The sequence below is a fragment of the Rathayibacter sp. AY1F3 genome, from assembly GCF_002931975.1.
Taxonomy (GTDB): Bacteria; Actinomycetota; Actinomycetes; order Actinomycetales; family Microbacteriaceae; genus Rathayibacter.
The window spans coordinates 1-24,499 of the sequence record NZ_PSVF01000039.1 but is presented as its reverse complement, the minus strand read 5'-3'; the positions used below and the strand labels follow the sequence as shown (position 1 = coordinate 24,499).

Below are 24,499 nucleotides of genomic sequence, written 5' to 3'. Positions count from 1 at the left end.
GCACCCCGACGCGGGGTCCCCGCCCCCGAACCCCTGACCCGAACAGGAGCGATGACATGGAGAATTCCTGCGTCCGCCCCCTCGACCTGGACGACGCCGTCGCCCTCGTCGGCATCCTTGCCGCCCTCCAGGCCCTCCTCGACAGCGGCAACCTCCCCCCTGAGGAGGTCGAGGCCCTGCGCCACGGCCTCGAGCAGGGCGGCGCCCTCCTCCCCGGAAGCGACGAGAACGAGATCGCGACCGCTCTGGGTGGGCTGAACGCCCGCCTGCGTGGGACCATCGGGTGATCGCGCCGCGTTCGACGTTCCCGTAGCCTTCATCCGCGCTCGTGTCGACCCCGGAGACGCGCTCCCCCGCCCGCGGGTAGCGTCCGGTCCGGTCCCGCACTCCCACGGGGTCGCTGAACCCCGAGAGCCGGAGGAGATCCGATCGTGAACGGTGACCACTTCGTCCTCTCGACCGCGACGCCGTGGGACGACCGCACCGAGATCATCGGCGTGTACGCCTCCGAGGCGTGGGCCCGCGAGGCCGCGGCCGCATGGCTCGGCTCCCCGGACCGCGAGGCGTTCCCCCGGTGCGTCATCGAGGGCTGGAGCGGCGCGCACCTCCTCGGCCGCGAGGTCGTCGAGGCCCTCGGCGTCGACGACGAGGGCGGCGACGAGTCGCTGGGCGGCCCCCGCAGCCTCTGACCCGGCGGCCTAGCCGCCCCAGTGCGACGGGCGCTCGAAGTGCGACGGCAGCGTGGTCGCCGCATCCCCTCGAGCGCTGTTCACCTGCGCCTGGGTGAGGTAGACCGCCTCGGCGAGCCGCGCACCGGACACGTCCGCATCGCGAAGGTCCACCCCCAGCAGGTCGCACCGCTGCAGATCCGCACCCCGCAGGTCCGCGGCGAGGAGGAGCGCGCCCCGCAGATCCGCCCCCCGCAGGTCCGCGTTCCGGAGCGATGCACCCGCCAGATCGGCACCCGGAGCGAGCCGACGGCCCCTCGACCGGCGGGCAGCCGGCGCCGCTCCTGCGCGAGCGGCCGCGCTCGCCGCGATCAGGAGCGGCCGGGACGCTCCGTACTCCGCGTCGACGTCGACCGCGACCACCTGCTCCGGCACGCCGAGGGTGTGCGCGTGCACGGCGTCGAACCGCTCGCGCAGCTCGTCGAGGAGCGGCGCGCCGACACCGGGAAGCGCCAGTGCGGAGTCGAGGTACCAGAGCAGCTCGTGCAGGCGGCGCATCAGCGGGAACACCGCGAACATCCGCTCGCGCACGGCCGGGTCGGACCGCCAGGAGACGCCGCCGAACGTGTGCTGCGAGACCTTCTGGCCGGCGCCGAAGCAGTCGAAGACGGTGCAGCCGACGAAGCCCTGCGGCCGGAGCCGGCGGTGGATCGTGCACGCGTCCTCGCCGTCGAGGTTGACGCACGGGTCCCCGGCGCGCTTGTCGAACGGGAAGTCGGCGGAGCGGGCGAAGGCGAGGGCGACGCAGCACAGGCCGAAGCAGTTCGCGCAGTCGGCGCCGAGGTCCTCGCGGCGGCCGAGCTCGACCCTGGTGCGTGACGTCATCCGTCCGAGCCTACGCGCGGCGGCGCCTCCGGATCAGTGCGCGAGCGCGAGCACGCCGACGACCAGCACGCCGAGGCCCACGATCCCGAGCAGCGAGACGAGGCTCTCCTTCCAGGAGAGGCCCGCGCGCACGACGGCGATGAGGGCGATCCCCGCGAGCGTGGCGACGTAGACGCCCGCGCCGATCCGCAGCGCGACCGTCGCGTCGATCCAGCCCAGCGCCGCGGCGCCGAGCGCGAGGACCGGCAGCGACGCCGAGGCGAGTGCCCCGCCCGCGATCCGCAGCATGGTGTGCGTCTCGGAGCGCGAGGGCGCCGAGGCGTGCACGACCTGGTGCGCGATCACCTCGGCGACGAAGCCCGCGGCCGAGATCCCGATGATCGAGATCACGAGGCTCTGGAGGGCGTGGACCGCGTCGGGGTGGTCGCCGACGAGGTAGATCATCACCACGGCCAGGCCCGTGAAGGTCGCGTAGACGCGCTCCTTGAGGGCGCGGGCGATCTCGTCGAGGGGGCGGCGGGTCCGCTCCGCCCACCGGCCGGCGCGGCCCGGGCGCAGGCGCACCGGCGTCATCCGGTCGGCGGGTGCGGTGCGGCCCTCGTCGGCCGCTCCCTCAGTAGGAGGCGGAGTCGACACGTGCCGCGGAGGAGTCGCCCGAGTGCCGCGCCGCGAGGTCGCCGAGGATGGTCGCGGAGCCGCTGGTGCCGAAGCGGGTGACGCCGAGGCCCCGGTAGGCGAGGAGCGTGTCGAGGTCGCGGACTCCGCCGGACGCCTTCACCTGGACGGCCTCCGAGACGGCGCCGCGCATGAGGCGGAGGTCGTGCTCGTTCGCGCCTCCGCCCGCGAAGCCGGTGGCGGTCTTCACGAAGTCCGCTCCGGCGCGCTCGGCGGCCCGGCTGCCCTCGACGACCTGCTCGTCGTCGAGGAGGCTCGTCTCGAGGATGACCTTGACGACGTGGCCCTCGGCGGCCTCGACCACGGCGCGGACGTCGTCCTCGACGTCCTGGAGCAGGCCGCTCCGGAGGCGGCCGATGTTGACGACCATGTCGAGCTCGGACGCGCCGTCGGCGAGCGCCTGACGCGACTCCGCGACCTTCGCTGCGGTCGAGGTGGTGCCGTGGGGGAAGCCGATGACCGTGCCGACCAGGACGCCGGAGCCCTCGAGCCGAGCGACCGAGTGGGCGATGTCGGAGGGGCGGACGCAGACGCTGAACACGCCGGACGCGCGCGCCTCGTCGAGCTGGGCGTCGACCTCGGCGCGGGTGAGCTCGGGCTTCAGGATCGCGTGGTCGATGAGCGCCGCGATCTCGGCGACGGTGGGCAGGCTGGAGTCGGTCATCCGCACATTTTACGTCCGCCGGCGGGACGACGAAGGCCCGCGATCCGATGGATCACGGGCCTTCGATCGTTCACGCCGCTAGCGGCGCTGGGTCACCAGCTGGACTTGGTGATGCCGGGCAGCTCGCCGCGGTGCGCCATGTCACGGAAGCGGACACGCGAGATGCCGAACTTCGTGAGGTTGCCGCGGGGGCGGCCGTCGACGGCGTCGCGCGAGCGGACGCGGACGGGCGAGGCGTTGCGGGGGAGCTTCTGGAGGCCGACGCGGGCGGCCTCACGGGTCTCGTCGGTCCCGGCCGGGTCGACCAGGGCCTTCTTCAGCTCGAGGCGCTTGGCGGCGTAGCGGTCGACGATCACCTTGCGCTGCTCGTTGCGGGCGATCTTGCTCTTCTTGGCCATACTTAGCGCTCCTCGCGGAAGTCGACGTGCTTGCGCACTACGGGGTCGTACTTCTTGAGCACGAGACGGTCGGGGTCGTTGCGGCGGTTCTTCTTGGTCACGTAGGTGTAACCGGTGCCGGCCGTCGAACGGAGCTTGATGATCGGACGGACGTCCTGCTGCTTGGCCATTAGATCTTCACCCCGCGAGCGAGAACATCCTTGACGACGGACTCGATGCCACGGGCGTCGATGACCTTGATGCCCTTGGCCGAGAGGGTCAGGGTGACGTTACGGCGAAGCGACGGCACGTAGTACGTCTTCTTCTGCACGTTCGGGTCGAAGCGGCGCTTGGTGCGCCGGTGCGAGTGCGAGATGGCGTGCCCGAAGCCGGGGACGGCTCCGGTCACCTGGCAGACTGCTGCCATGGTTTCCTCCATGTGTGGTTACCGTGGATCACGCGCGGCACGAAGCCCCGCCCGACCCACCCAAGGTCACTTGTCGGCGCACCGCCCGCCTGTCCGGCCGGAGCCGGAGCTCCTGCCCGGTGGGCAGCACGCAAGCGCGTGCAGATGCACGCAACCTCGCTAGGCTACGCGACCCGGGCAGCGGCCGCAACAGGGTGGGGACACTCCCCGGACGTGCACGGGGACTTCCTGGGAGGTTCCGGCAGAAGTGTCCTCCCGTACCCCCCGAGCAGGGCGTTCGTGTACCTTGCGCCTTCCTCGCGGGTCGACGACCGCCCTACTCTGAGCCGACCGCGGGCGCCCGCTCCCGGCAGCAGCCGGGAGTAGCAGCACATGCGCCAGTCCTTCCTCCGTTCCCTCGTCGCCGCGGCCGTGCTCGTAGCGGGCGCAGGACTCAGCGTCGTGGCCGCGCCGACCGCGTCGGCTGCGCCGGTCTTCAGCACCGCGTGCTTCACCTCCCCGAAGGTCTCGACGGTGTCGCAGTACACCGTTCCCGCGACCGGGGTCTCGACGGTCCGCGCCGTCCTCAGCGGCCAGAACGGCGGGAAGGGTGCGAGCGGCCTCGGGACGGGCAACGCCGGCGGACGCGGCTCCAGCCTCGTCGTGGAGGTGCCCGTCACACCCGGGCAGGTGCTGGAGATCGGGCGCCTCACCGGCGCCCCGGCCGGAGCGGCAGGCGCCACGCGCTACGTGAACGGCGGCGTCTACGCGGGCGACTCCGGCGGCGCGGGCGGCGACGCCCAGTACCTCAGCACGGCCGGCTCGGACGGCTGTCAGCACGCCCTCGCCGTGGCGGCGGGCGGCGGAGGCGGCGGCGGGCGGTCCTCGGTCGGCGGCGACGCCGACGCCGGCAGCGGCGCGAGGGGCGGCGGGAACGGCGGCAGGAACAACGCGGCCGACGGCGGCGGCGGCGGCGCGGCCGGGCAGAGCTCGGGCGGCTCGCCCGGCGCCCGCGGCTACAGCACCTTCGGCGAGTGCGCCGACGGCAACAACGGCCAGTGGGGCGTGTTCCTCAACGACGGCAAGGGCGCCGACGCCGGCGCCTCCCGCGGCGGCGGCGGCAACTGCTCGTTCCCCGGCCACAGCGGCGGCGGCGGCGGGGCCGGCTGGTGGTACGGCGGCGGCGGCGGCTCGCCCTACGTGTTCGGCAGCATGAACGACACCCTCGGCGTCATGAACGACCCCGGCGCCGGCGGCGGCGGCTCGAGCTATGTGGACCCGAGCGTGACGAAGATCTCGCAGACGGCCGGCCCGACGGCGGCCGACCCCGTGGTCGCTCCGGTGTACGACACCGCCGTGACCGTGACGCGCACCCCCGACTTCTCGATGCTCGGGCAGGAGGTCACCGTCACCGCGAGGGTGACCATCCCGAGCCTGGGCCGACCGGTGTCCGCCGGCGGCACCGTCGAGATCCTCACCGGTGCGGGCACCAGCAGGGTGACCCTCGACGCGGACGGCGTCGGCGTGCTGACCACGAGGGACATCCCGCAGGGCTGGAACGAGATCCGCGCGCACTACCCCGACACCATCACCCCCGCCGAGGCGGGACGCGGGAGCTGGTCGGCGCTCCCCGCTCTGCGCCACGAGGTGCGCGCGTGCGCCGCGACACCCGTCATCACCCGGCAGCCCTCGGACATCGCGGGCGTCACCAACCAGATCTACACGCTGACGATGGACGTGAGCGTCTCGGCCGTCTACGGCGGCATCCCCGCCGTGTCCTGGGAGAGGTCCACGGACGGCGGCGCCACGTGGAAGCCCGCCCTCGGCCGGGCGGGCGCCCGGGAGGACGGGACCGCGTTCCTCGAGGCCGGCCCCGATCCCACCGGCTCCTACCGCTACCGGGCGACCCTGACCACCTGCGGGGGCAGCGTCCGCAGCGAGCCGGCCACCGTGGCGGTGGGCGGCGTGCGCTTCGACCTGTCGACGCTCCCGCAGAAGGCGTACGGCGACTCCTTCGACGCGAGCCCCTACGCGCAGGCCGTCGATGTGCCCGGCCGCTCGATCGTCCTGAGCAGCAGGACCGCCGAGACCTGCTCCGTCAGCGGCATGAGGGTGACCGTGCTCCACGCCGGCGTCTGCACGCTCGCGGCGAGGCTCGACGCGCTCGCTCCTCTGGGCTGGGCGGGCGAGCCCCTGCAGAGCTTCACGGCGAAGCCGAAGGCGCTCACGGTGACCGCCCCGACGGTCGACTACCCGCGAGGCGCGCCGTCCCCCGACCTGCGCTGCACGGCCGCCTTCGTCGGCACCGACACCTTCGGCGCCCCGCTCACGGCCGGCGTCTACCGGCCGATCGTCACGGCGGACGACGTCATCTACCGCCTGATCCCGAACTGGCCCACCTCCACCTTCACCACCTTCACCACGCGGTGCAGCGGCGCGAAGGTCAGCAGCGACTACACGATCGCGGGGTACAAGGACGGCGCGCTGCGCATCGTCGCGGCCGTCCCGATGGTGACCGCCTCCTCGCCCTCGTCGACCTACGGATCCACTCCCCCCGCGATCACCGCCTCCGTGACCGGCTCCCCCTCGGGGACGGTCTCCTGCGGCGCCTTCGCGGCGTCCGACACCGGATTCACGACGCCGCTGGCGCTCTCCGCGACGACCCCCGTCGGCCGCTACCCCACGCGCTGCTCCGGCCTGACGAACCCCTCGGGACAGCTGATCACCATCGACGGCGCGCTCACGGTCTCGCCGGCGCCCCTCTCGGTGACCGCGTCGAGCCCCGGGACGCAGGCGCACGGCACCGCGACCGCCCCGACGGTCACCTGCACGGCCGACGGCTTCGCAGGAACCGACCGGTTCGTCACCGAGCCGACCGGCGCCTACTACACGGCGGACGGCACCGGGAAGGTGACGATCGGAGCGCGCACGCCCGTCGGCGACTACGTCACGCGGTGCGACGGAGGCGACGCGGGGCCGAACTACACCCTCCGGTCGATCCCCGGCACCTTCGCGCTGGCCGACCGCTCGGCCCCCGTCGTGACCGTGCCCGCCGCCGTCACGGCCGAGCCGGCCGACGTCTCCGGCGCCGTCGTCACCTTCGCGTCCTCCGCGCAGGACGCGGTCGACGGAGCCGTGGGCTCGACCTGCACGCCCGCCTCGGGAAGCGTCTTCCCGATCGGGGACACGACGGTCGACTGCACCGCGGACGACGAGGCCGGCAACACCGGCACGTCCTCGTTCCGGATCACGGTCCGGAAGTTCTCGCAGACGGTCGCCTTCACCTCCTCGCGGCCGACCGCGCCGACGGCGCTGGGCACCTTCACTCCGACGGCCACCGGCGGCGGCTCCGGGAGCCCCGTCTCGATCGGAGCGACCGGATCCTGCGCGATCGCCGACGGCGTCGTGACCTTCACCCGGAGCGGCACCTGCACCGTGACCGCCGACCAGGCCGGCGACGACCACTACACCGCGGGGCGCGCCTCCTTCGATCTCGAGGTCGCGAAGGCGTCGCAGACGCTGACGGTCGCGGTGCCGAAGACCGGCGTCCTGGAGTCGACCGGCGTCGCCACGGCGACCTCGAGCTCGGGACTGCCGGTGCTCGTCAGGACCTTCTTCGGCTGCACCGTCGCCCCTGACGCGACGGGTGCGCAGATCCTGACCTACACCGAGCCCTCGACCTGCGGCGTGCAGTTCGACCAGCCGGGCGACGACGTGTACGCGGCCGCCGACGGCCTGGTGCGCTTCGTCCCGATCTCGCGGATCCCCCAGACCGTCGTCGTCACCTCGACTCCGCCCGACCGGGTGTTCACCGACGACCGGTACACGGTCGAGGCGACCGGCGGCGGCTCGGGCAACCCGCTCGTGATCGCGGTGATCGAGAACGGCAACTGCACCATCGCGGACGACGTGGTGACGTTCTTCGGCGACGGCACCTGCACCGTGACGATCGACCAGGCCGCGGACGATCGGCACGACGCCGCTCCGCAGGTCCGGCAGGTCATCACGGTCGGGACTCCCGAGGGGAACCTCTCCTTCGGGAGCACCGCGCCCCCGCACGCGATGTCGCTCGAGACGTACCGGCCGACGATCGTGCCCGGCCCGTCGAAGGGCGTGCCGGTGCTCTCCGCGAGCCGCGACTGCTCGATCCTCCCGGACGGCGTGACCGTGCGGAACGACGGGGCCGGGCTCTGCGTGCTGTCCCTCGACCAGCCCGGAGACGGCTACTGGCCCGCGCGGCACGCCGAGCAGGAGTACTCGATCTACTTCCTCCCGCAGACGGTCCGGATCACGAGCGCGCCTCCGGTCGGCGCCGTCCTCGGAGACACCTACCGCCCGGTGATCGAGGGCGGCGCCTCGGGCATCGCTCCGTTCCTCCTCACCACCGCGTCGTGCTCGGCGAAGGACGGCGTGGTCACCTTCACCACGAAGGGTGTCTGCGGCGTCTTCGCCTACCAGAACGGCAACCGGCAGTACGACAGTGCCCGGCCCGCCGTGCAGGAGGTGGAGGTCGGCTACGCGCCCGGCTCCGTGGCGTTCACGACCGCCGTCCCGACCGACGCGAAGGTGGGCGGATCCTTCACTCCCGCCTTGACGCGCGGACCGTCCTCCGGCCCCTCGGTGCTCAGCGTCTCGGGCGCCTGCTCGGACGGCGAGAACGGCGCCGTCCGGTTCGACTCCGCGGGCACCTGCACGCTGACGGCGATCCACTACCGCGACGCCACCTACGGCACCGCGCGGGCGGTCCAGACCTTCGAGATCACCGCGATCGCGCAGACCGTCGCCTTCACCTCGACCGCGCCGTCGACGGCTGCGTCCGGCGACACGCTCACTCCGACCGCGACGGGCGGCGCCTCCGGGCTCCCCGTGACGATCGGAGCGTCGGGCGCCTGCACGCTCGCGGACGGCGTCGTCACCTTCGCCGGCAGCGGCACCTGCACCGTCACGGCCGACCAGGCGGGCGACGGTCGCTACGCGGCGGCGGCGCAGGTCTCGCAGACCGTCGCCGTCTCGCAGCTCGCGGGGACCGTCGCGTTCGGCGGCGATGCTCCGGCCGCGGCCCGGGTCGGGGGCTCCTCGACGGCCGCGGTCGTCGCCGGCCCGTCCAGCGCTCCCCCGGTGCTGACGGCCTCCGGCGCCTGCTCCGTCGGGCCCTTCCGACTGGTCTCCTACGACTCCGCGGGCACCTGCACGCTGACGCTGGACCAGGCGGGCGACACCCGCCACAGCGCAGCACCGACGGCCGTGCGCAGCTTCGAGATCACCCGGATCACGCAGACCGTGGCCTTCACCTCGCAGGCGCCGGACTCGGCGCTCGCGGGCGGCACCTACCGCCCGACCGCGACCGGCGGAGCCTCCGGGCGGCCCGTGGTGCTCGGCGCCTCCGGGTCCTGCACGCTCACGAACGGGGTCGTCTCCTTCACCGGATCGGGCACCTGCACGGTGACCGCCGACCAGACGGGCGACGCCCGGTACGACGCGGCGGAGCGGGCCTCGCAGGTGATCGCGGTCGGACTGCTCGCGGGCACCGTCTCCTTCGGCGGCACCGCGCCGACCGGTGCGACGGTCGGCGGGACGACCACCCCGCGGATCGTCGCCGGACCCTCCACCGCGCGTCCGGTGCTGACCGCCTCCGGAGCATGCTCGGCGGCCGCAGGAGTGGTGTCCTACGACTCCGTCGGCACCTGCACGCTGACGCTCGACCAGGCGGGCGACTCGCGGTACGGCGCCGCTCCGCAGGCCGTTCGCACCTTCGCGATCGGCGCCCTCGGCCAGACGCTGGCGTTCGCCTCGCCGGTTCCCGACGCGGCGGTCGCGGGGGGCTCCTACACGCCCGTCGTGACGGCCGGCGCGTCGAGCGCCCCCGTGGTGCTCGGAGCGGCCGGGTCCTGCACGGTCGCGGACGGCGTGGTGACCTTCACCCGCTCCGGCACCTGCACGGTGACCGCGGACCAGGCCGGGGACGAGCGCCACTCGGCGGCTCCGCGGATCTCGCAGTCGGTGGAGGTCGGCACGGCGGCGGGAGCGGTGTCGTTCCGCGACGCCGCTCCGACGGACGCCCGGATCGGCGGCTCCTGGACCCCGTCGATCGTCCGCGGCCCGTCGAGCGCCGACCCGGTGCTGGACGCCTCCGACTCCTGCTCGCTGGGAGAGGACGGCACGGTGTCCTACGACTCCGTCGGCACCTGCACGCTGACGCTGGATCAGGCCGGCGACGACGCTCACGCGCCCGCGGAGCAGGTCGTCCGGAGGTTCCCGATCGGCAAGGCGCTGCAGACGGTCGCCTTCACCTCCGCGGCTCCGAGCACGGCGACCGCGGGCGGCCGCTACACGCCGACCGCGGCGGGCGGCTCCTCCGGTCTGCCGGTCACGATCGGCGCCACGGGCGCGTGCTCGCTCGCGAGCGGCGTCGTGACCTTCAGCGGATCCGGCACCTGCACCGTCACCGCGGATCAGGCCGGCGACGCCTCGCACGACGCGGCTCCCCGGGCGACCCAGTCGATCGCGGTCACCGCGGTCGTCCCGCAGAAGAAGAAGGCGCAGAAGGTCGCCTTCTCGACCGCGATGCCGTCCTCGCCCGAGAAGGGGATCGCCTACCCGGTCGCGGCCACCGCCTCCTCCGGTCTGCCCGTGAAGCTGTACGCGAGCGGCAGCTGCACGCTGACCGCCACCGGCGCGGGCACGGCGACGGTGCGGCTGACGGGCGCGGCGAGCTGCACCGTCCGGGCCACGCAGGCGGGCGACTCCGCATGGCTCGCCGCGACCTCGGTGACGCAGTCGCTGCAGGTGAAGTCCTCCACCCGCGCCGACCTGACGCTGACGCTGGCGCCGGCGCCGGGACTGGCGGCGACGGCCCCGCTCTCGGGCACGATCACCGTCCGGAACACCGGCACCCGGGACGCGGCGACGACGACCACCCGAGTCGTCGTCAGCGGAACGGTGGCGAGTGCGCCCGGCGCCGTGCAGACGAAGGGCTCGGCCGCGGGCACGACGGTCCTCACCTGGACCGCGCCGAGCGTCTCGGCCGGGCGGAGCACCACCTACTCGGTGACGCTCGTCGACCGGCCGGCCGCCACGACGATCGACGCCAGGGTGTCGACCGCCGCCGCCGATCCCACGCCGGCGAACAACGCGGTCAGGCGCACCTTCCGGTAGAGGCTGCGGGGAGGGAGGGGTGTCGCGCCGCGTTGCCCGCTCCCTCCCCGACCGCTACGGTCGCGGGGACGCTCCGGGGGACGGGGCTCGCGAGGGGGGCCCGTGGACCGGTTGAGGCGACGCGCGCTGCTGCTGGGGATCGCCTCCTCGGCGGTCGCGCTGACGGGGTGCACGCCCGCCCGGCCCGCTCCCGCGGCGCTCCCGCCGAGCACGGCGCCGGCGGCGGTGCTGCCGTCCGCCGCTCCGACGGCCGTCCCGACCCCTCCCCGCCCCGTGCCGACCATGACCGCCGCGGCGACTCCGGTGCGGCGGAAGGCGCCGCTGCCCTCCGGCACGATCTCGGAGCTGCCCGGCGAGGGGAGCACGCTCGCCTGGACCGTCGACGACGGCGCCGACTCCGACGTGGTCGCCGCCTACGCGCAGTTCGCCCGGGACACCGGAACCCGGCTGACCTTCTTCCTCAACGGGAAGTACGACTCGTGGACCGCGAACGCGCCGCTGCTGGGTCCGCTCGTCGCCTCGGGGCAGGTGCAGCTCGCGAACCACACCTGGTCGCACGCCGACCTGACGAGCCTCTCGAGCGACGGCGTGCAGGAGGAGCTGGGCCGCAACGGCGACTTCATCCGCTCGACCTACGGGGTGGAGGCGGCGCCCTTCTACCGGCCGCCGTTCGGCTACACGGACGAGCGGAGCCGGGCCGCCGCGGCGGCGATCGGCTACACGGCGACGGTGCTCTGGTACGGCTCGCTCTCGGACTCGGGGCGGATCACGCCGGAGCAGGTGGTCGGCTTCGCGGACCAGTGGTTCCTGCCGCAGCACATCGTGATCGGGCACGCCAACTTCGATCCGGTGACGCAGGTCTACGCGCGGCTCGTCGACATCCTCCGCGAGCGCTCGCTCGAGACGGTGACCCTCCGCGACGTGTTCGCGGTCTGAGCGCCTCCCCGGCGGCGCAGCTCAGCGCGCGGGTCAGCGGAGCGCGGCGCGCGCGGCGGCGGAGACGGCCGCGGCGACCGCGTCGAGGGCGGGCGTGTGCAGGGCCCACTGCTGCCAGTAGAGGGGGACGTCGACGGGGTCGCCGCCCAGCTCGACCAGGCCGTCGCCGCCGACCGGGGCCTGCAGCTCGGGCAGCATCCCCCACCCCATGCCCAGGCGCACGGCCCGCTCGAAGTCGGTCGACCCGGGGACGCGGTGCTGCGGCGGGCGGCCCTCGACGCCGGCGGCTCGGAGGAAGTCGTCCTGCAGGCGGTCCTTCTCGTCGAAGACGACCAGCGGAGCGCTCGCGAGACCGGCCGTGCCGCCGTCCGGGAACCAGCGCTCGGCGAACGCGGGCGCGGCCATGGCGCGGTACCGCATCACTCCGAGCGGTGCGACGGTGCAGCCGAGCACCGCTTCCGACTCTCCGGTGACGGCCGCCAGCACGGTGCCGTCGCGGAGGAACGCGGTGGTGTGCGCCTGGTCCTCGCGGTGCAGCTCCACCACGACGTCGGGGACGGAGGCGAGCGCGGGCAGCACCCAGGTGGCCAGGGAGTCGGCGTTGACGGCGAGCGGGAGGACGACGGGGCCCGCCCCCTCCGCCTCCTCGCCGCCGAGCGAGCGGACGGCGTCGTCGGCGAGGAGCTCGATCTGGCGGGCGAGGCGGAGGAGCCCCGCACCGGCCTCGGTCGCGACGACCGGGCGCGAGCGCACCAGCAGGACGCGGCCGGCGGCGGTCTCGAGCGCCTTGATCCGCTGGCTGAGGGCGGAGGGGGTGATGTGCAGGGCCCGGGCGGCGGCGTCGAAGGAGCCGTACCGAACGGAGGCGGCGAGCGCGCGCAGGCGGGAGAGGTCGAGGTCGTCTGTCAGCATCAGTCCTACTTACGGTACTGAAGGAGCATGAGCTGGTCTACAGGAGCGCCCCGCCCTAGCGTCGGAGCGTGTCCCCCCTCCTCGCCGCCCTCTCCGGCCTCGGCTTCGGCCTCTCGCTCATCATCGCCATCGGCGCGCAGAACGCCTTCGTGCTCCGCCAGGGCCTCCGCCGCGAGCACGTGCCCGCCGTCGTCGCGATCTGCGCACTCTGCGACGCCGCGCTGATCGTGCTCGGGATCGCGGGGATCGGAGCGGTCCTGGAGTCGGCGCCGTGGCTGCTGGTGGTGATCCGCTGGGGCGGCATCGTCTTCCTCCTCGCCTACGCGGTGATGGCGGCGAGACGCGCACTGCGGCCGGGGACCCTCGACGGCGATCCGGCCGGCGCCTCGACGTCGCTCCGCACGGCGATCGGCACGTGCCTGGCGCTGACACTGCTCAACCCGCACGTCTACCTCGACACGGTCGTGCTGCTCGGGTCGGTGGCGAACACGCACGGCGACGAGCGCTGGTGGTTCGGGGCGGGGGCGGCGGCCGGGAGCGTGCTGTGGTTCACCGCTCTCGGCTTCGGGGCGCGCGCGCTGCGGCCGCTGTTCCGGAGCCGCGGGGCCTGGCGGATCCTCGACGCGGCCGTGGCGGTCGTGATGGTGGTGCTGGCGGTGTCGCTCGCGCTGCACTGAGAGCCTGGTGGTGCACTGCTTGTTCTACTAACATTGTGAACATGTTGTTCCGTGTCGACCACTCCGCGGCGGGCTCGCTCGCCGACCAGCTGGAGTCGCAGGTGCGCTCTGCCGTCGCCCGGGGCGAGCTCTCGGCGGGCGACCGCCTGCCGCCCGCCCGCGAGCTCGCCGACTCGCTCGGCATCAACATGCACACCGTGCTGCGCGCGTACGCCGCCCTGCGCGACGACGGGATCCTCCAGATGCGCCGGGGCCGCGGCGCGTGGATCACGGAATCGGCCGGGCCCGGGCTCGTGCGCGTCACCGCCCTGGTCGACGAGCTGCTCGCGGAGGCCCGCCGCAGCGGCATCACCCCGGCGGAGCTCGTCCGCCTGATCGAGAGGACCGGATCATGACCGCCACCGCCGACCGCCGCCGCGAGCTCCTCGCCGCCGCGTCCCTCCTGCTCCCCGCCGCCGGAGTGCTCGTCTCGCGCCTCGTCCTGGACGACGCTCTGCCCGCGGAGCTCGCCTCGCACTGGTCGGGCACCGGGGCGGCCGATGCGATCGCGTCGACGGGCGCCCTGCTCGCGATCGCCCTCGTGCTCTCCGGGCTCCCGGCCGTCGCGGGCCTCGTGGCGGCGGCCGTCGGGCGCGCTCCGCGGCTCCTGCTGGCGACCCTCGGCCTCGTGGCCGGGCTGGGCGCCTCCGCCTGGGCGACCTCGGTCGGCACGACGCTCGCGGCCGGGCGCGCCGAGGGGGCGGAGCTCGGCGGGTGGCTGCTCGCGCTGCTCGGAGGGATGCTCTTCGCCGTCGTGCCCGCGCTGATCGCTCCGGGCACCCGGCGCGCCTCCCGCCTGGCCGCCGGCCGCCTGCCGCTCGCGGCGGAGGAGACCGGCGCCTGGTCGCAGACGCTGACGGGCCCGGTGTTCGCCGTCGCCGCGGTCGCCACGGCGGCGGGCGCGGCCCTCTCCCTCGCGACGCTCGCCGCGGCGGGCGCCACCGGTCCGGCGATCGCGACGGCCGTCGTCCTCGGCGTCGTCGCGCTGGTGCTCCTCTCCTTCTCCCGCCTGAGGGTGACCGCCGACCGCCGCGGCCTCCGCGTCGTCACGACCGCTCTCGGCATCCCGCTGCGCCGCATCCCGCTCGACACCATCGCCTCGGCCGGCACGGCCCAGCTGCGGCCGTCGGAGTGGGGCGGCTGGGGCTACCGGGTGATGCCGGGCCGCTCGGCCGTCATCCTGCACGCCGGGCCGGGGCTGGTGGTGACGACGGACCGCTCGCGCGAGTTCGCTATCAGCCTCGACGACCCCGAGACCCCCGCGGCGCTGCTCGAGACCCTGCGCTCGCGGGCCTGAGGCGCCGACCCGTCAGTCGACCACGATCCGGACGAGCGTCGTGACGGCATCCACCGCGTTCACGTAGGAGTAGTGCCGCGAGGTCGGGAAGGCGAGGTGCCGTCCGGGCTCCAGCCTCACGGGCTCCTCGCCCTCCCGCTCCAGGAGGAGCGCGCCGGCGGTGACGAGCAGGATCTCGTGCCACCCCTCGGGGTCGGGCTGCGCGTCGTAGCGGTCCCCGGGGCCGAGCGTCCAGGTCCAGAGCTGGGCCTCCCGGCGCGCGGGGACGGAGGAGAGCAGGACGGCGACGCTCGCCTCGCCCGCTCCCCGCCAGGCGACCTGGTCGATCGCCGCGGGCGCGGATCCCGGGGCCGAGACGAGTGCCGTGAACGTGGTGCCGAGGGCGGTCGCGAGGCGGTCGACTCCGGTCAGCGAGATGTTGGCCTCGCCGGCCTCGGCCGCGACGATCGTCCGCCGGCTGATGCCCGAGCGCGCCGCCAGCGCGGTCTGGCTCAGCCCGGCTCCGCGCCGCGCGAGGCGGAGGTTGCCGCCCAGGTGGGCGAGGACGGGAGCCGACATGCGCACTATTCTGCACCGAGAAGCCTCTGATGCTCCTAGGATGTGCAGAATGATGCACATCTCGCCGCTCCGGGCCCTCCGCTTCACGCGTCCGGAGTGGGCGCTCATCGGCATCACCGCGATCTGGGGCGGGACCTTCCTCGCCGTGCACATCGCGATGGAGCACAGTGGTCCGCTGTTCTTCGTCGGGATGCGGTTCGCGATCGCGGGACTGATCAGCGCGGTCGTGTTCCACCGGTCGCTCCGGGGGATGCGGCGGATCGACCTCGCGGCCGGCGTCGCGATCGGGGTGATGATCTTCGCGGGCTACGGCCTGCAGAGCTACGGGCTGCAGACGATCACGAGCAGCACCTCCGCGTTCCTCACCGCGCTGTACGTGCCGCTGGTGCCGCTGCTCCAGTGGGTCGTGTTCCGTCGCCGTCCGGGCGTGCTGACGCTGGTGGGCGTCGCGCTGGCGTTCGTCGGACTGCTCCTGATCGCGGGCCCGCAGCCGGGCGTCGCGCTCGGAGCGGGCGAGGTGGCGACGATCGTGAGCACGCTGCCGATCGCGGCGGAGATCATCCTGATCGGCCTCGTCGCCGGACGGGTGGACCTCGGCCGGGTGACCGTGGTGCAGCTGCTGGTCGCCGGCGCGCTCGGGTTCGCCTCGATGCCCCTCGCGGGCGAGGCGGTCCCGGCGTTCTCGGGGGCCTGGCTGATCCCCGCGCTCGCGCTCGGGGCGAGCAGCTGCCTGATCCAGCTGACGATGAACTGGGCTCAGCGCTCGGTCTCGCCGTCGCGCGCCACGATCATCTACTCCGCCGAGCCCGTCTGGGCCGGTCTGATCGGCCGCCTCGCCGGCGACCGGCTCCCCGCGCTCGCCCTGCTCGGGGCGGGGTTCATCGTCGCGGGCACGCTCGTCAGCGAGCTGAAGCCTCGCCGCGAGCCTGCGCCGCCGGCTCTCAGGTGACAGCGGGGAGGGCGGCGGAGGCGACGAGCGCGCCGCCGGCGTCGGTGATCTCGACGGCGGCGACGGACTCGCGCAGGACGGCCGCGTTCATCTCGCAGTCGAGCTCCGCGGAGCTGCCGAGGAAGGAGCCGGACGGGAGCCGCTCGCCGGAGCCGGTGACCAGCACGAGGTCGTAGCTCTCGCCGAGGGCGAAGCCGGTCCCGCGGAGGATCGTCTCGGTGCCCCAGGTGTGCGCGACCAGCGAGCCGTCGAGCGTCACGCCCTCCGTCCGCTCGTCGAAGGCGATCGCCTCGACGGCGCCGAGCGTCCCGGGCGGTCCAGCGACGGGGCGCTCCTCGGCGGACCGCAGGGCCGCTCCGGCGACGCCGCCCACGACGAGGAGAGCGGCCGCCGCGGCGACGGCCAGGACGGCACGGAGGCGCGGGGCACGGCGGCGCAGGGCACGTGCACTCTCCGCGAGCTCGGGCCGCTCCCCGGCGAGCGCCGCGACGCGCGACCGCAGCTCCGGCGACGGCTCCGCCTCCTCCCAGCGGCCCAGTGCGCCGACCCGGTCGACCACCGCACCGAACGACGCGAGCTCGCGGTCGATCGAGGGGTCGGCGGCGCGCAGGCTCTCGAACTCCCGCGTCTCCTCGGCGGAGAGGTCGCCGGCGAGGGCCGCGGCGAGGAGCTCCTCGCGGCGGCCGCCGGGCTCGTCTCCGTCGGGCTGGTCTCGGTCGATCACGATCTCTCCTCGTCCGTGGGTCCGGCGCCCGCGAGGTGACCGCGGAGCGCTCGGAGAGCGTAGAAGGCGCGGCTGCGCAGGGTGGCGACCGGCACGCTCGTGGCGGCCGACAGCTCGGCGTAGGTCTCGCCGTGCAGGTGGACGGCGACGACGACCTGCCGGTGCTCGGCGGAGAGCCGCGCGAGCGCCTCGGCGATCGCGAGCGGCTCGAGGGGGTCGCGGTCCTCCGCGGGCACCTCCTCCAGAATCTCGGCCTCGATCAGGCGCGGCAGGCGCCGGCGCGAGCGGTGCACGTCGATGACGACGTTGCGGGCGATGGCGAAGAGCCAGGTGCGGGTGCTGGCACGCTCGGCGGAGTAGCTCGCCCGCGAGCGCCAGGCGCGCAGGAACGTCTCCTGCACGCAGTCCTCGGCGAGGCCGCGGTCGCGCAGGGCATTGAGCGCGAAGCCGAGCAGGGCGGACCCGTGCTCGTCGAAGGCGGCGGCCGGGTCGAACCCCGCCGTCCGGGGCTCGAGGCGCACCACCGGAGCCGGGACCTCCGAGTGCTCGCGCGGCATCGCGGGCCCTTCGTCTCGTCGTGCCGTCGCCGTGCGCGCCACACCGCCTCCTCGTCGGGACCGGTGGTCCGTCGGAAGGGGGTACGGCCGCGGCGGCGGCGGCGTTCATCGGAGGCGAGGACCGTCTCCGTGAAGATCTTCTCAGATGGAGTGAACGCGGCGCCGCTTCCGGCCGTACTCCCTGCATCGGGCCCGCTCGGCGCTCGCGATCGAAAGGCTCCACCATGACGAAGACGTCCCCCGCGCGGAACCGCGCCGGCCGCCGCCTGCTCTCCCTCGGCGGCATCACCGCCGTCGCCGCCGCCTCCTTCTTCGCCGCCGCGCCGGCCCAGGCCGAGACCGAGGTCGCCGAGCCGTCCTCCTTCACCAGCGCCTTCACGGTGATGGCGACGCCCGACCAGGTCGTGAACGCCGACTCCGCCGCGACCCCCGGCCAGCCCGGCGCCACGGGCGAGATGACCTTCCGGGTCAACAGCGACCTCGACGTCATCTGCTACGACATCACCCTCACCGGTGTGACCGGCGACTACCAGAGCCCCGCGAAGACCGCGACGCACATCCACCAGGCGGCGCTGGGCAAGGCGGGCCCGCCGCGCATCGCGTTCCCGAACCCGGCCCCGGTCGGAGACGGCCCCCGCACCAGCAGCGGCTGCCTGCAGGGCCCCTTCACCACGGGCATCCAGGCGAACGGGGCCGACACCGGCGCCGGATTCACGCTGAAGGCCCTCGAGGCCGATCCCGCCGCCTTCGCGGGCGACTCCCACACGGCCTCGTATGCGGCTGGCGTCGTCCGCGGCCAGCTCTCGCAGGTGCCGGTCGGCGGCCTCCAGACCGGTGGCGGCGCGACCGCCGCCGGGAGCGACGCCACGGGCCCGTCCGGTCTCGCCGCGATGGCCGGCCTCGGAGCCGTCGCCGCCCTCGGCGCGGCCGGAGTGGTCGTCGCCCGCCGGCGCACCGCCTCCTGATCATGGGCACCCGGTCGAGGAGCGGCGCGGCGGCACTGTGCGCCGTGCTGCTCCTCGCGGGGTGCGCCGCCGCGGACGGGAGCGGAGGAGCGGAGACGCCCGCGAGCGCGCCCGCGCCTCCGGCCCTCGCTTCTGCTCCCCCGCTCACTCCTCCCCCGGTCCCCGCGCCCGACCCCGCCGCTGCCGCGCCTGCGCGCACCGTCGGCGTCGAGCCCGCCCGGCTGAGCGTGCCCGCGATGGGCCTGGACGAGCCGCTGATCGCGCTGGGCATCCAGTCGGACGGGGCGATGGAGGTGCCGGTGGACTACGACGACGTCGGCTGGTTCTCGGGAGGCGGGCGCCCGGGCGGCAGCGGCCGCACCGTGATCGCGGCGCACGTCGACTCGCGGTCCGGTCCCGCGGTCTTCTTCCGCCTCGGCGAGCTCGCCCCGGGCGACGAGATCGCGGTGAGCGGAGTGGACGGCTCCGACCACCGCTACCGGGTGACGGCGGTCGAGTCCCACGCCAAGGCCGCGTTCCCCACCGCCCGCGTCTTCGGCGCGACCCTCGAGGAGGAGCTGATCCTCGTGACCTGCGGAGGCGAGTACGACGCGGCGATCGGCCGCTACCGGGACAACCTGGTGGTGTTCGCCTCCCCGCTCTGAGGCCCGCCACGGAGGCGCGGCACAGAGGGGCGGCACGACCGCCCGGCATCGTGGCGCGGAACGGTGGCGCAGAGCACAGCACGAGTGCCCCGCCGGCGCAAGGGTCCGGGCGCGCGCACGCCGTGTGGTCGGATGGGGAGGGCCGGCCCCCCGCCGCCGCTCCCCTCCCGCTCCCCACCGCCGTGGCGCGGCCGATCCGACAGGACGCCCGTGTCCACCAGCCCCCGCCCCACCCTCTTCGCCCTGCCCGGACTCGGGCTCGACGGCCGCGCCTTCGACGCGCTCGGCCGCGAGCTCGCCGACGTCGCGGACCTCGTCGCGCTCGACCTGCCCGGTGGATCCGGGACCTCGCTCGAGGAGATGACCGCTGCCACGATCAGCCGGATCCGCGAGCACGGCTCCTCCCGCTGGCTGCTCCTCGGGCACAGCATGGGCGGGAAGATCGCCTCGCTCGTGGCCTCCCGCACGGTCACCGGCCGCTCGGGCCTGTTCGGGCTCGCGGGCGTCGTGCTCCTCGCCGGGTCGCCGCTCTCGCCCGAGCCGATGGAGGAGGAGCGCCGCTCGACCATGCTCGGCTGGGTCGACGACGGGCCCCTCGACGAGGCGCAGGCGCGCGAGTTCGTCGACCAGAACGACGGCTCGCCGCTGCCCGCCGACGCCGACGCTGAGGTGCTGGCCGAGCTGCGCCGCTACTCCCCCGAGGGCTGGCGCGACTGGCTCGAGCACGGCAGCCGCGAGGACCGCACCGGCGAGGCCGTCCTCGGGGCCGTGCCCGCGCTGCTGATCGCGGGCGGAGAGGACGGCGACCTCGGCGCCGACGCGCAGCGCCGCCTCAACGGCTCCCTCTACTCCCGTGCCCGGCTGCTCACGCTCGCCGGGGCGGGCCACCTGCTGCCGTTCGAGCGCCCGGTCGAGGTGGCGGCGGCGATCCGCCGGTTCTGGGAGGAGGAGGCCGGCACGGCGCCGTCGGTCCCGGCCGACGTCGGCGCTGCCATCGCCTCCGCCCGCACCTCCACGCGGGTGCGCGGGCTGCTGGCCGTGCGCGCGCTCGCCGACGACCCGGAGTACGCGCCGCGCGCCCTGACCGTCGCCCAGCTCGCGGAGCTGCGCGCGATCGCCGACCGGGTCGTCCCGCAGGAGGGCGGCCGGATCGACCTGGCCGCACGGGTGGACACGCAGCTCGCGAACGGCGAGGGCGACGGCTGGCGCAACGCCGACCTGCCGGCCGACCCGATCGCCTACGGTCTGGCGCTCGACGCCCTCCGGGGCTTCGCCGGCCTCGGCCCCGCCGAGCAGGACGCGCGCCTCACCGCGATCGCCGACGGCTCCGCGGAGCCCGGCGACGGCTCGGCCGGCGGGCTCGGTGCCGAGCAGCTGACCGCCTGGTTCGAGGACTGCCGCGTCGACCTCGTGAAGCAGTGGCTGGCCCACCCCGCGTCGATGGCGCGGATCGGCTACGACGGCTACGCCAGCGGCGGCGACACGCTGCCGCTCGTGACAGGCTTCCGCCTGCTCGGCGCCGACGACCGCGAGACCTGGGAACCGACGACGAGGAGTCACCGATGAACACGACCGGCATGCGCCGCTTCCCGCTCGACGAGACGGTCGACGCCGTCGTGATCGGCACCGGGGCAGGCGGAGCGCCCCTGCTCTCGGTGCTCGCCGCTCGAGGGCTGCGGGTCGTCGCCCTCGAGGCCGGGCCGCACTTAGATCCGCTCGGCCACACCGCCGACGAGACGGCGGCCGTCGAGATCAACTGGATGGAGGAGCGCCTCAGCGGAGGCGAGACTCCCACCGCCTTCGGGCAGAACAACAGCGGCCGCGGGGTCGGCGGCTCGACGCTGCACTGGGGAGCGTTCACGCCCCGCCCCGACCCGCGCGACCTGCGGCTCCGGAGCGACTCCGGCGTCGGCCGCGACTGGCCGATCGAGCACGCCGAGCTCACCGCGTACATCGAGAAGGTGGAGGCGACGATCGGAGTGGCGGGCCCGGCCGAGTACCCGTGGGACCCGTCGCGCCGCTACCTGCAGGGCCCGCTCGCGCGGAACGCCTCGGCCGACATGATGCTGCGCGGCTGCGCGGCGATCGGGATGCGCGCGACCGATGCGCCCGCCGCCGTGCTCAGCGGCCCGCGGGACGACGGCCGCCCGTCCTGCGTCAACTGCGGCCAGTGCCATCAGGGCTGCCGGACCGGCGCGAAGACGAGCATGGACGTGACCTACCTGCCGGAGGCGGTGCGGGCCGGCGCCGAGATCCGGGCCGACTCGTTCGTGCACGGGATCGAGCTGGACGCCGCGGGCCGCGTGTGCGCCGTGGTCTACACGAGCGGCGGAGTGGAGCACCGGCAGCGCTGCTCCGCCCTGTTCCTCTGCGCGGGCGGCGTCGAGACGCCCCGGCTCCTCCTGCACACCGGCATCGCGAACAGCAGCGGCCAGGTGGGCCGGAACTTCCTGGCGCACGGGGCGACCCAGGTCTGGGGCACCTTCGAGAACGAGATGCGCGGCTACCGCGGCTACCCCTCCTCGGTGATCACCGAGGACACCGTCCGCCCGGCCGACGCGGACTTCGCGGGCGGCTACCTGATCCAGAGTCTCGGAGTGATGCCGCTGACCTACGCGACGACGCTCGCCCGCGGCGCGGGACTCTGGGGCCGCGATCTGATGGACGCGCTCGACGGCTACCGCTTCGCGGCTGGCGTCGGGATCAATGCCGAGTGCCTGCCCGCCGACGGCAACCGGCTGGAGCTGACCGACGAGCTGGACGAGCACGGGGTGCCGAAGGCGCGCATCACGTTCTCGGCGGGCGCCAACGAGGAGGCGATCGACCGGCACGCGATCCGGACGATGACCGCGATCGTGGAGGCGGCCGGCGCGACGAGCACGCGGGTGATGGCGCGCACGGCGCACACGCTCGGCACCGTGCGGATGGGCACCGACGCCGGTGACGCCGTGATCGACGCGGACGGCCGCAGCTTCGACGTGCCGAACCTCTGGGTGTGCGACAACTCGGTGTTCCCGAGCGCGCTGATCGCGAACCCGGCGCTCGCGACGATGGCGCTCTCGCTGCGGACGGCGGACCGCTTCCTGGCGGCGTAGCGTCGCGGCGGCGGGACGGCTGCGGGGCGGGACGACGGGCGAGGTGCTCCTCCGCGTCGCCGACTGACCGCGCGGGCGTGCCCGGACTGCGCACCCCGCCGGATCAGCCGCGGGGCGATGCGGGGCGACAGCGCAGTCCCGAGTCGCGCTGCCCGAACGGCGGGCCGCGACGGCGCGTGACGGCGGTTCGGCGCGCGCTGAGCTGCCGAGGTGCCGAGGTGCCGAGGTGCCGAGGTGCCGAGGTGCTGCATCGTGGTGGCCGAACGGCGGCATGGCGCACGGCGGCGGCACGGCCCTGGTGTCGGCACGGCGTCAGGCGACGGTGCGGCCCCGGTGACGGTCCGCGCCTCAGCGGCAGTGGCGCGGCGGTGCGGCCGCGTGAACCCGAGCGAAGGCGCAGATCCGAGCGTCAGTGGCGCGGCGGTAGGGCGCTGAGCACTCGCCCCCGAGCGACTCACGGCCCGATCACCAGTGCGAACCCGCGCAACGGGCCGAACCCGCCCGACAGCCGATTCCCTCAGTGCAGCACGGCAGCACGGCAGCACGGTCGCACGTCAGCACGGCAGCACGGTCGCACGTCAGCACGGCAGCACGGTCGCACGTCAGCACGGCAGAGCGTCAGAACGGGGGCGGCCGGTCCGCGAACCTCGGGGTCGCGGGTGGGCCTGGACGGAGCCGTGCCTCGAGGCCCGGCGGGCGCGTGGTGATGCGGCGGCCGGTGGGGGTGGTCCAGTCGGCGGTGCCGTCGGGGTGGAGGACGTAGGTCCAGCGGTCGCCGTGCCGCACGTGGTGGTGGGCGACGCAGAGGCTGGCGAGGTTGCCGGGGTCGGTGCCGCCGCCGTTTCGCCACTCGACGACGTGGTCGGCCTCGGCGCTCGCGGCGGAGCGGGTGCAGCCGGGGAAGCGGCAGGTCATGTCGCGGAGCTGGAGGAGGAGCCGCAGCTCGCGGTGCGGCAGTCGGCGTGTGCGCCCGACCGAGAGGACGGCGCCCGTTCGGGGCTCGGTCAGCACGCGGGTGACGGTCGCGGGGACGAGGCTCCGGGCGACGTCTGCCGGGATCGGGCCGTAGCCGTCGAGCTCGGCGGAGGCGTCGTCGGCGCCGGACGCGGTGCTCGCCGACAGGGTGACCCGCACCTCGGCGCGCACGCCGGTGACGAGGGTCGGAACGGGCCGATCGGCGCCGACCGGGTCGGGCACCGTGCCGATGACGTCCGCCTCGCAGAGGAGGTCGGCCAGAGCGTCGGCTCGCAGCTGGGCGAGGGTCCGCTCGTCGCCCGCTCCGGAGATCGCGTCGACGTCGCACGCCCCGGTGATTCCGGTCGGCTCCGCCCCGGTCGTCCCGCTCGCCTCCCCCCTGCAGGAGCCCGCATCCGTGGCGGCAGGCGGCTCCGCCCCCGCCGGCCCCTCGGCGCCGTCGCGGAGGATCCGGGCGATCCGGTCGAGGCGGCTGTACGCCCCCACGGCGACCGGGGCGGGGAGGAGGGCGCAGAGCGTCGCCATGCCGTCGACCTCGGGGGTCAGCCAGACCGCACGGTCCTCGCGGGCACGTCGGTGGCGCTCGGCGAGGGGCTGCTCGTGGAGCTCCTCCCGCAGCCGCGCCAGAGCGCGCCGCAGCTGGGTCGGCGTGGTGCGGGCCGCGAGCTCGGCCGCCCGCGTATCGAACGCGGCGCGGGAGCCCGGAGGCAGGGTGGCCGCGACGGCGCAGACGACCTGGCCCGCCTCCCAGCGCAGGCGAGCCCCGGCGAGGGCGGCGCGGGTGGCCGGCAGGTCTTCGACGAGAAGGCGTGCGTGGTCGAGCTCGCGGGAGGCGGCCCGCTCGGAGACTCCGAGCGCGACGGCGAACTCCGCACGGATCGACCGCTCGGCGAGGTCGCTCGACGCGTGCGGCGCCGAGCCGCGGGCGAACGACTCAGGATGCTCGAGCGCGGCCCGGTGCCCGGCGTGCAGCTCCTCGGCCGCGGCCAGGAGCAGCGGGGACGCCGAACGGGCCAGCGCGGCGGCTCGGTCGCCGCGAGCACGCACCTCGCTGAGCACCGCCTCCGCTGCTGTCGACCCGCTGATCATCGTCATACGTGTATTCAATCAGCGACCACCGACACGGAAGCGACGGATCGTCACATCCGTGGAGAACCGGCGTGAGGCCCTCCTGTGGAGGGAGGGATCACCGCAGCCGACGCCGCACATCCCCGCCGTCCTCGGGGCGGCGCGCGCAGGACACCGGCGCAACACCCCGCCATACACACCGCCACACGCCCCGCTCACGCGAACCGCACCGCAACACGCCCCCCCCTCACCCGAACCGCACCGCAACACACC

At 74.8% G+C, this 24,499-nt stretch carries 23 protein-coding genes; 12 read left to right on the top strand and 11 right to left on the bottom strand.

Features of this window, described 5'->3' with window-relative positions:
- The first annotated feature begins 56 nt into the window (after window positions 1–56).
- Both C5C39_RS15835 and C5C39_RS15830 read left to right on the top strand, forming a co-directional pair.
- Window positions 57–287, top strand: coding sequence for a hypothetical protein (locus tag C5C39_RS15835; protein ID WP_104353832.1), 231 nt, complete (start codon window positions 57–59; stop codon window positions 285–287).
- A 144-nt stretch (window positions 288–431) separates the two neighbouring features.
- Window positions 432–689, top strand: a complete 258-nt coding sequence (locus tag C5C39_RS15830) for a hypothetical protein (protein WP_104225104.1) — start codon at window positions 432–434, stop codon at window positions 687–689.
- 9 nt (window positions 690–698) lie between these two features.
- On the opposite strand, the gene C5C39_RS15825 is transcribed toward C5C39_RS15830, so the two are convergent.
- The 6 genes from C5C39_RS15825 to rpmB all read right to left on the bottom strand — a co-directional run bounded on the left by C5C39_RS15825 (window position 699) and on the right by rpmB (window position 3,696).
- Entirely contained in the window at window positions 699–1,553 is an 855-nt protein-coding gene (locus tag C5C39_RS15825; RefSeq protein ID WP_104353831.1) for a pentapeptide repeat-containing protein, read from the bottom strand.
- A 33-nt stretch (window positions 1,554–1,586) separates the two neighbouring features.
- Window positions 1,587–2,189, bottom strand: a complete 603-nt coding sequence (locus tag C5C39_RS15820) for a hypothetical protein (protein ID WP_146083964.1) — start codon at window positions 2,187–2,189, stop codon at window positions 1,587–1,589.
- Window positions 2,167–2,892: a deoxyribose-phosphate aldolase gene (gene deoC / locus C5C39_RS15815; protein WP_181027245.1), complete on the bottom strand. Its 726-nt coding sequence runs from the start codon at window positions 2,890–2,892 to the stop codon at window positions 2,167–2,169. The genes C5C39_RS15820 and deoC overlap by 23 nt, the downstream gene beginning before the upstream one ends.
- A 92-nt stretch (window positions 2,893–2,984) precedes the next feature.
- Entirely contained in the window at window positions 2,985–3,290 is a 306-nt protein-coding gene (gene rpsN / locus C5C39_RS15810) for a 30S ribosomal protein S14 (RefSeq protein WP_104225107.1), read from the bottom strand.
- A 2-nt stretch (window positions 3,291–3,292) separates the two neighbouring features.
- Complete coding sequence (gene rpmG / locus C5C39_RS15805; protein ID WP_027692168.1) at window positions 3,293–3,460, bottom strand: 50S ribosomal protein L33; 168 nt, start codon at window positions 3,458–3,460, stop codon at window positions 3,293–3,295.
- Window positions 3,460–3,696: a 50S ribosomal protein L28 gene (gene rpmB / locus C5C39_RS15800; protein WP_056038148.1), complete on the bottom strand. Its 237-nt coding sequence runs from the start codon at window positions 3,694–3,696 to the stop codon at window positions 3,460–3,462. Before rpmB ends, rpmG begins: the two co-directional genes overlap by 1 nt.
- A gap of 372 nt (window positions 3,697–4,068) precedes the next feature.
- Between rpmB and C5C39_RS15790 the strand changes: the two genes are divergently transcribed.
- Both C5C39_RS15790 and C5C39_RS15785 read left to right on the top strand, forming a co-directional pair.
- Window positions 4,069–10,830 carry an HYR domain-containing protein gene (locus tag C5C39_RS15790; RefSeq protein ID WP_146083963.1) on the top strand — a complete coding sequence of 2,254 codons (6,762 nt, stop codon included), beginning with the start codon at window positions 4,069–4,071 and terminating at the stop codon, window positions 10,828–10,830.
- A gap of 102 nt (window positions 10,831–10,932) precedes the next feature.
- Entirely contained in the window at window positions 10,933–11,766 is an 834-nt protein-coding gene (locus C5C39_RS15785; protein ID WP_219813351.1) for a polysaccharide deacetylase family protein, read from the top strand.
- Between the two features lie 33 nt (window positions 11,767–11,799).
- On the opposite strand, the gene C5C39_RS15780 is transcribed toward C5C39_RS15785, so the two are convergent.
- Entirely contained in the window at window positions 11,800–12,678 is an 879-nt protein-coding gene (locus tag C5C39_RS15780; RefSeq protein ID WP_104353828.1) for a LysR family transcriptional regulator ArgP, read from the bottom strand.
- Between the two features lie 68 nt (window positions 12,679–12,746).
- Here C5C39_RS15780 and C5C39_RS15775 point away from each other — a divergent pair, with 68 nt between their 5' ends.
- The 3 genes from C5C39_RS15775 to C5C39_RS15765 are packed head-to-tail and all read left to right on the top strand — an operon-like array spanning window position 12,747 to window position 14,691.
- The gene (locus tag C5C39_RS15775) at window positions 12,747–13,355 is read left to right on the top strand and encodes a LysE/ArgO family amino acid transporter (RefSeq protein WP_104297480.1); all 609 of its coding nucleotides are present in this window, start codon (window positions 12,747–12,749) and stop codon (window positions 13,353–13,355) included.
- Between the two features lie 41 nt (window positions 13,356–13,396).
- Entirely contained in the window at window positions 13,397–13,750 is a 354-nt protein-coding gene (locus C5C39_RS15770) for a GntR family transcriptional regulator (RefSeq protein WP_104225158.1), read from the top strand.
- A complete protein-coding gene (locus C5C39_RS15765) occupies window positions 13,747–14,691 on the top strand; it encodes a hypothetical protein (protein WP_104353827.1) in 945 nt (314 codons plus the stop codon). The genes C5C39_RS15770 and C5C39_RS15765 overlap by 4 nt, the downstream gene beginning before the upstream one ends.
- A 12-nt stretch (window positions 14,692–14,703) precedes the next feature.
- Here the strand turns inward: C5C39_RS15765 and C5C39_RS15760 are convergent, their stop codons facing one another.
- On the bottom strand, window positions 14,704–15,249 hold the full coding sequence (locus C5C39_RS15760) for a helix-turn-helix domain-containing protein (RefSeq protein WP_104292936.1): 546 nt from the start codon (window positions 15,247–15,249) through the stop codon (window positions 14,704–14,706).
- Between the two features lie 49 nt (window positions 15,250–15,298).
- Between C5C39_RS15760 and C5C39_RS15755 the strand changes: the two genes are divergently transcribed.
- A complete protein-coding gene (locus tag C5C39_RS15755; protein WP_104353826.1) occupies window positions 15,299–16,198 on the top strand; it encodes a DMT family transporter in 900 nt (299 codons plus the stop codon).
- Here the strand turns inward: C5C39_RS15755 and C5C39_RS15750 are convergent.
- Complete coding sequence (locus tag C5C39_RS15750) at window positions 16,191–16,922, bottom strand: hypothetical protein (RefSeq protein ID WP_104353825.1); 732 nt, start codon at window positions 16,920–16,922, stop codon at window positions 16,191–16,193. The two genes, C5C39_RS15755 and C5C39_RS15750, sit on opposite strands and share 8 nt — an antisense overlap.
- Window positions 16,919–17,479, bottom strand: a complete 561-nt coding sequence (locus C5C39_RS15745; RefSeq protein WP_104353824.1) for a sigma-70 family RNA polymerase sigma factor — start codon at window positions 17,477–17,479, stop codon at window positions 16,919–16,921. The genes C5C39_RS15750 and C5C39_RS15745 overlap by 4 nt, the downstream gene beginning before the upstream one ends.
- 224 nt (window positions 17,480–17,703) lie before the next feature.
- On the opposite strand from C5C39_RS15745, the gene C5C39_RS15740 reads away from it, so the two are divergent.
- The 4 genes from C5C39_RS15740 to C5C39_RS15725 all read left to right on the top strand — a co-directional run bounded on the left by C5C39_RS15740 (window position 17,704) and on the right by C5C39_RS15725 (window position 22,183).
- Complete coding sequence (locus tag C5C39_RS15740; protein WP_104227340.1) at window positions 17,704–18,444, top strand: CHRD domain-containing protein; 741 nt, start codon at window positions 17,704–17,706, stop codon at window positions 18,442–18,444.
- 2 nt (window positions 18,445–18,446) lie between these two features.
- Entirely contained in the window at window positions 18,447–19,088 is a 642-nt protein-coding gene (locus tag C5C39_RS15735) for a class F sortase (protein ID WP_104353823.1), read from the top strand.
- 210 nt (window positions 19,089–19,298) lie between these two features.
- Window positions 19,299–20,654, top strand: coding sequence for an alpha/beta hydrolase (locus tag C5C39_RS15730; protein WP_181136412.1), 1,356 nt, complete (start codon window positions 19,299–19,301; stop codon window positions 20,652–20,654).
- Complete coding sequence (locus C5C39_RS15725) at window positions 20,651–22,183, top strand: GMC family oxidoreductase (RefSeq protein ID WP_104292931.1); 1,533 nt, start codon at window positions 20,651–20,653, stop codon at window positions 22,181–22,183. Before C5C39_RS15730 ends, C5C39_RS15725 begins: the two co-directional genes overlap by 4 nt.
- 618 nt (window positions 22,184–22,801) lie before the next feature.
- Here C5C39_RS15725 and C5C39_RS15720 read toward each other — a convergent pair.
- Window positions 22,802–24,253, bottom strand: a complete 1,452-nt coding sequence (locus C5C39_RS15720; protein WP_104353821.1) for an HNH endonuclease signature motif containing protein — start codon at window positions 24,251–24,253, stop codon at window positions 22,802–22,804.
- Window positions 24,254–24,499 lie beyond the last annotated feature (246 nt).

Bases quoted from the DNA above. Each gene is read 5' to 3' on its own strand.
- C5C39_RS15835 (WP_104353832.1), top strand. From the start codon at position 57: ATGGAGAATTCCTGCGTCCGCCCCCTCGACCTGGACGACGCCGTCGCC.
- C5C39_RS15825 (WP_104353831.1), bottom strand. From the start codon at position 1,553: ATGACGTCACGCACCAGGGTCGAGCTCGGCCGCCGCGAGGACCTCGGC.
- deoC (WP_181027245.1), bottom strand. From the start codon at position 2,892: ATGACCGACTCCAGCCTGCCCACCGTCGCCGAGATCGCGGCGCTCATC.
- rpsN (WP_104225107.1), bottom strand. From the start codon at position 3,290: ATGGCCAAGAAGAGCAAGATCGCCCGCAACGAGCAGCGCAAGGTGATC.
- rpmG (WP_027692168.1), bottom strand. From the start codon at position 3,460: ATGGCCAAGCAGCAGGACGTCCGTCCGATCATCAAGCTCCGTTCGACG.
- rpmB (WP_056038148.1), bottom strand. From the start codon at position 3,696: ATGGCAGCAGTCTGCCAGGTGACCGGAGCCGTCCCCGGCTTCGGGCAC.
- C5C39_RS15790 (WP_146083963.1), top strand. From the start codon at position 4,069: ATGCGCCAGTCCTTCCTCCGTTCCCTCGTCGCCGCGGCCGTGCTCGTA.
- C5C39_RS15780 (WP_104353828.1), bottom strand. From the start codon at position 12,678: ATGCTGACAGACGACCTCGACCTCTCCCGCCTGCGCGCGCTCGCCGCC.
- C5C39_RS15770 (WP_104225158.1), top strand. From the start codon at position 13,397: ATGTTGTTCCGTGTCGACCACTCCGCGGCGGGCTCGCTCGCCGACCAG.
- C5C39_RS15765 (WP_104353827.1), top strand. From the start codon at position 13,747: ATGACCGCCACCGCCGACCGCCGCCGCGAGCTCCTCGCCGCCGCGTCC.
- C5C39_RS15760 (WP_104292936.1), bottom strand. From the start codon at position 15,249: ATGTCGGCTCCCGTCCTCGCCCACCTGGGCGGCAACCTCCGCCTCGCG.
- C5C39_RS15755 (WP_104353826.1), top strand. From the start codon at position 15,299: ATGATGCACATCTCGCCGCTCCGGGCCCTCCGCTTCACGCGTCCGGAG.
- C5C39_RS15745 (WP_104353824.1), bottom strand. From the start codon at position 17,479: ATGCCGCGCGAGCACTCGGAGGTCCCGGCTCCGGTGGTGCGCCTCGAG.
- C5C39_RS15740 (WP_104227340.1), top strand. From the start codon at position 17,704: ATGACGAAGACGTCCCCCGCGCGGAACCGCGCCGGCCGCCGCCTGCTC.
- C5C39_RS15735 (WP_104353823.1), top strand. From the start codon at position 18,447: ATGGGCACCCGGTCGAGGAGCGGCGCGGCGGCACTGTGCGCCGTGCTG.
- C5C39_RS15725 (WP_104292931.1), top strand. From the start codon at position 20,651: ATGAACACGACCGGCATGCGCCGCTTCCCGCTCGACGAGACGGTCGAC.
- C5C39_RS15720 (WP_104353821.1), bottom strand. From the start codon at position 24,253: ATGACGATGATCAGCGGGTCGACAGCAGCGGAGGCGGTGCTCAGCGAG.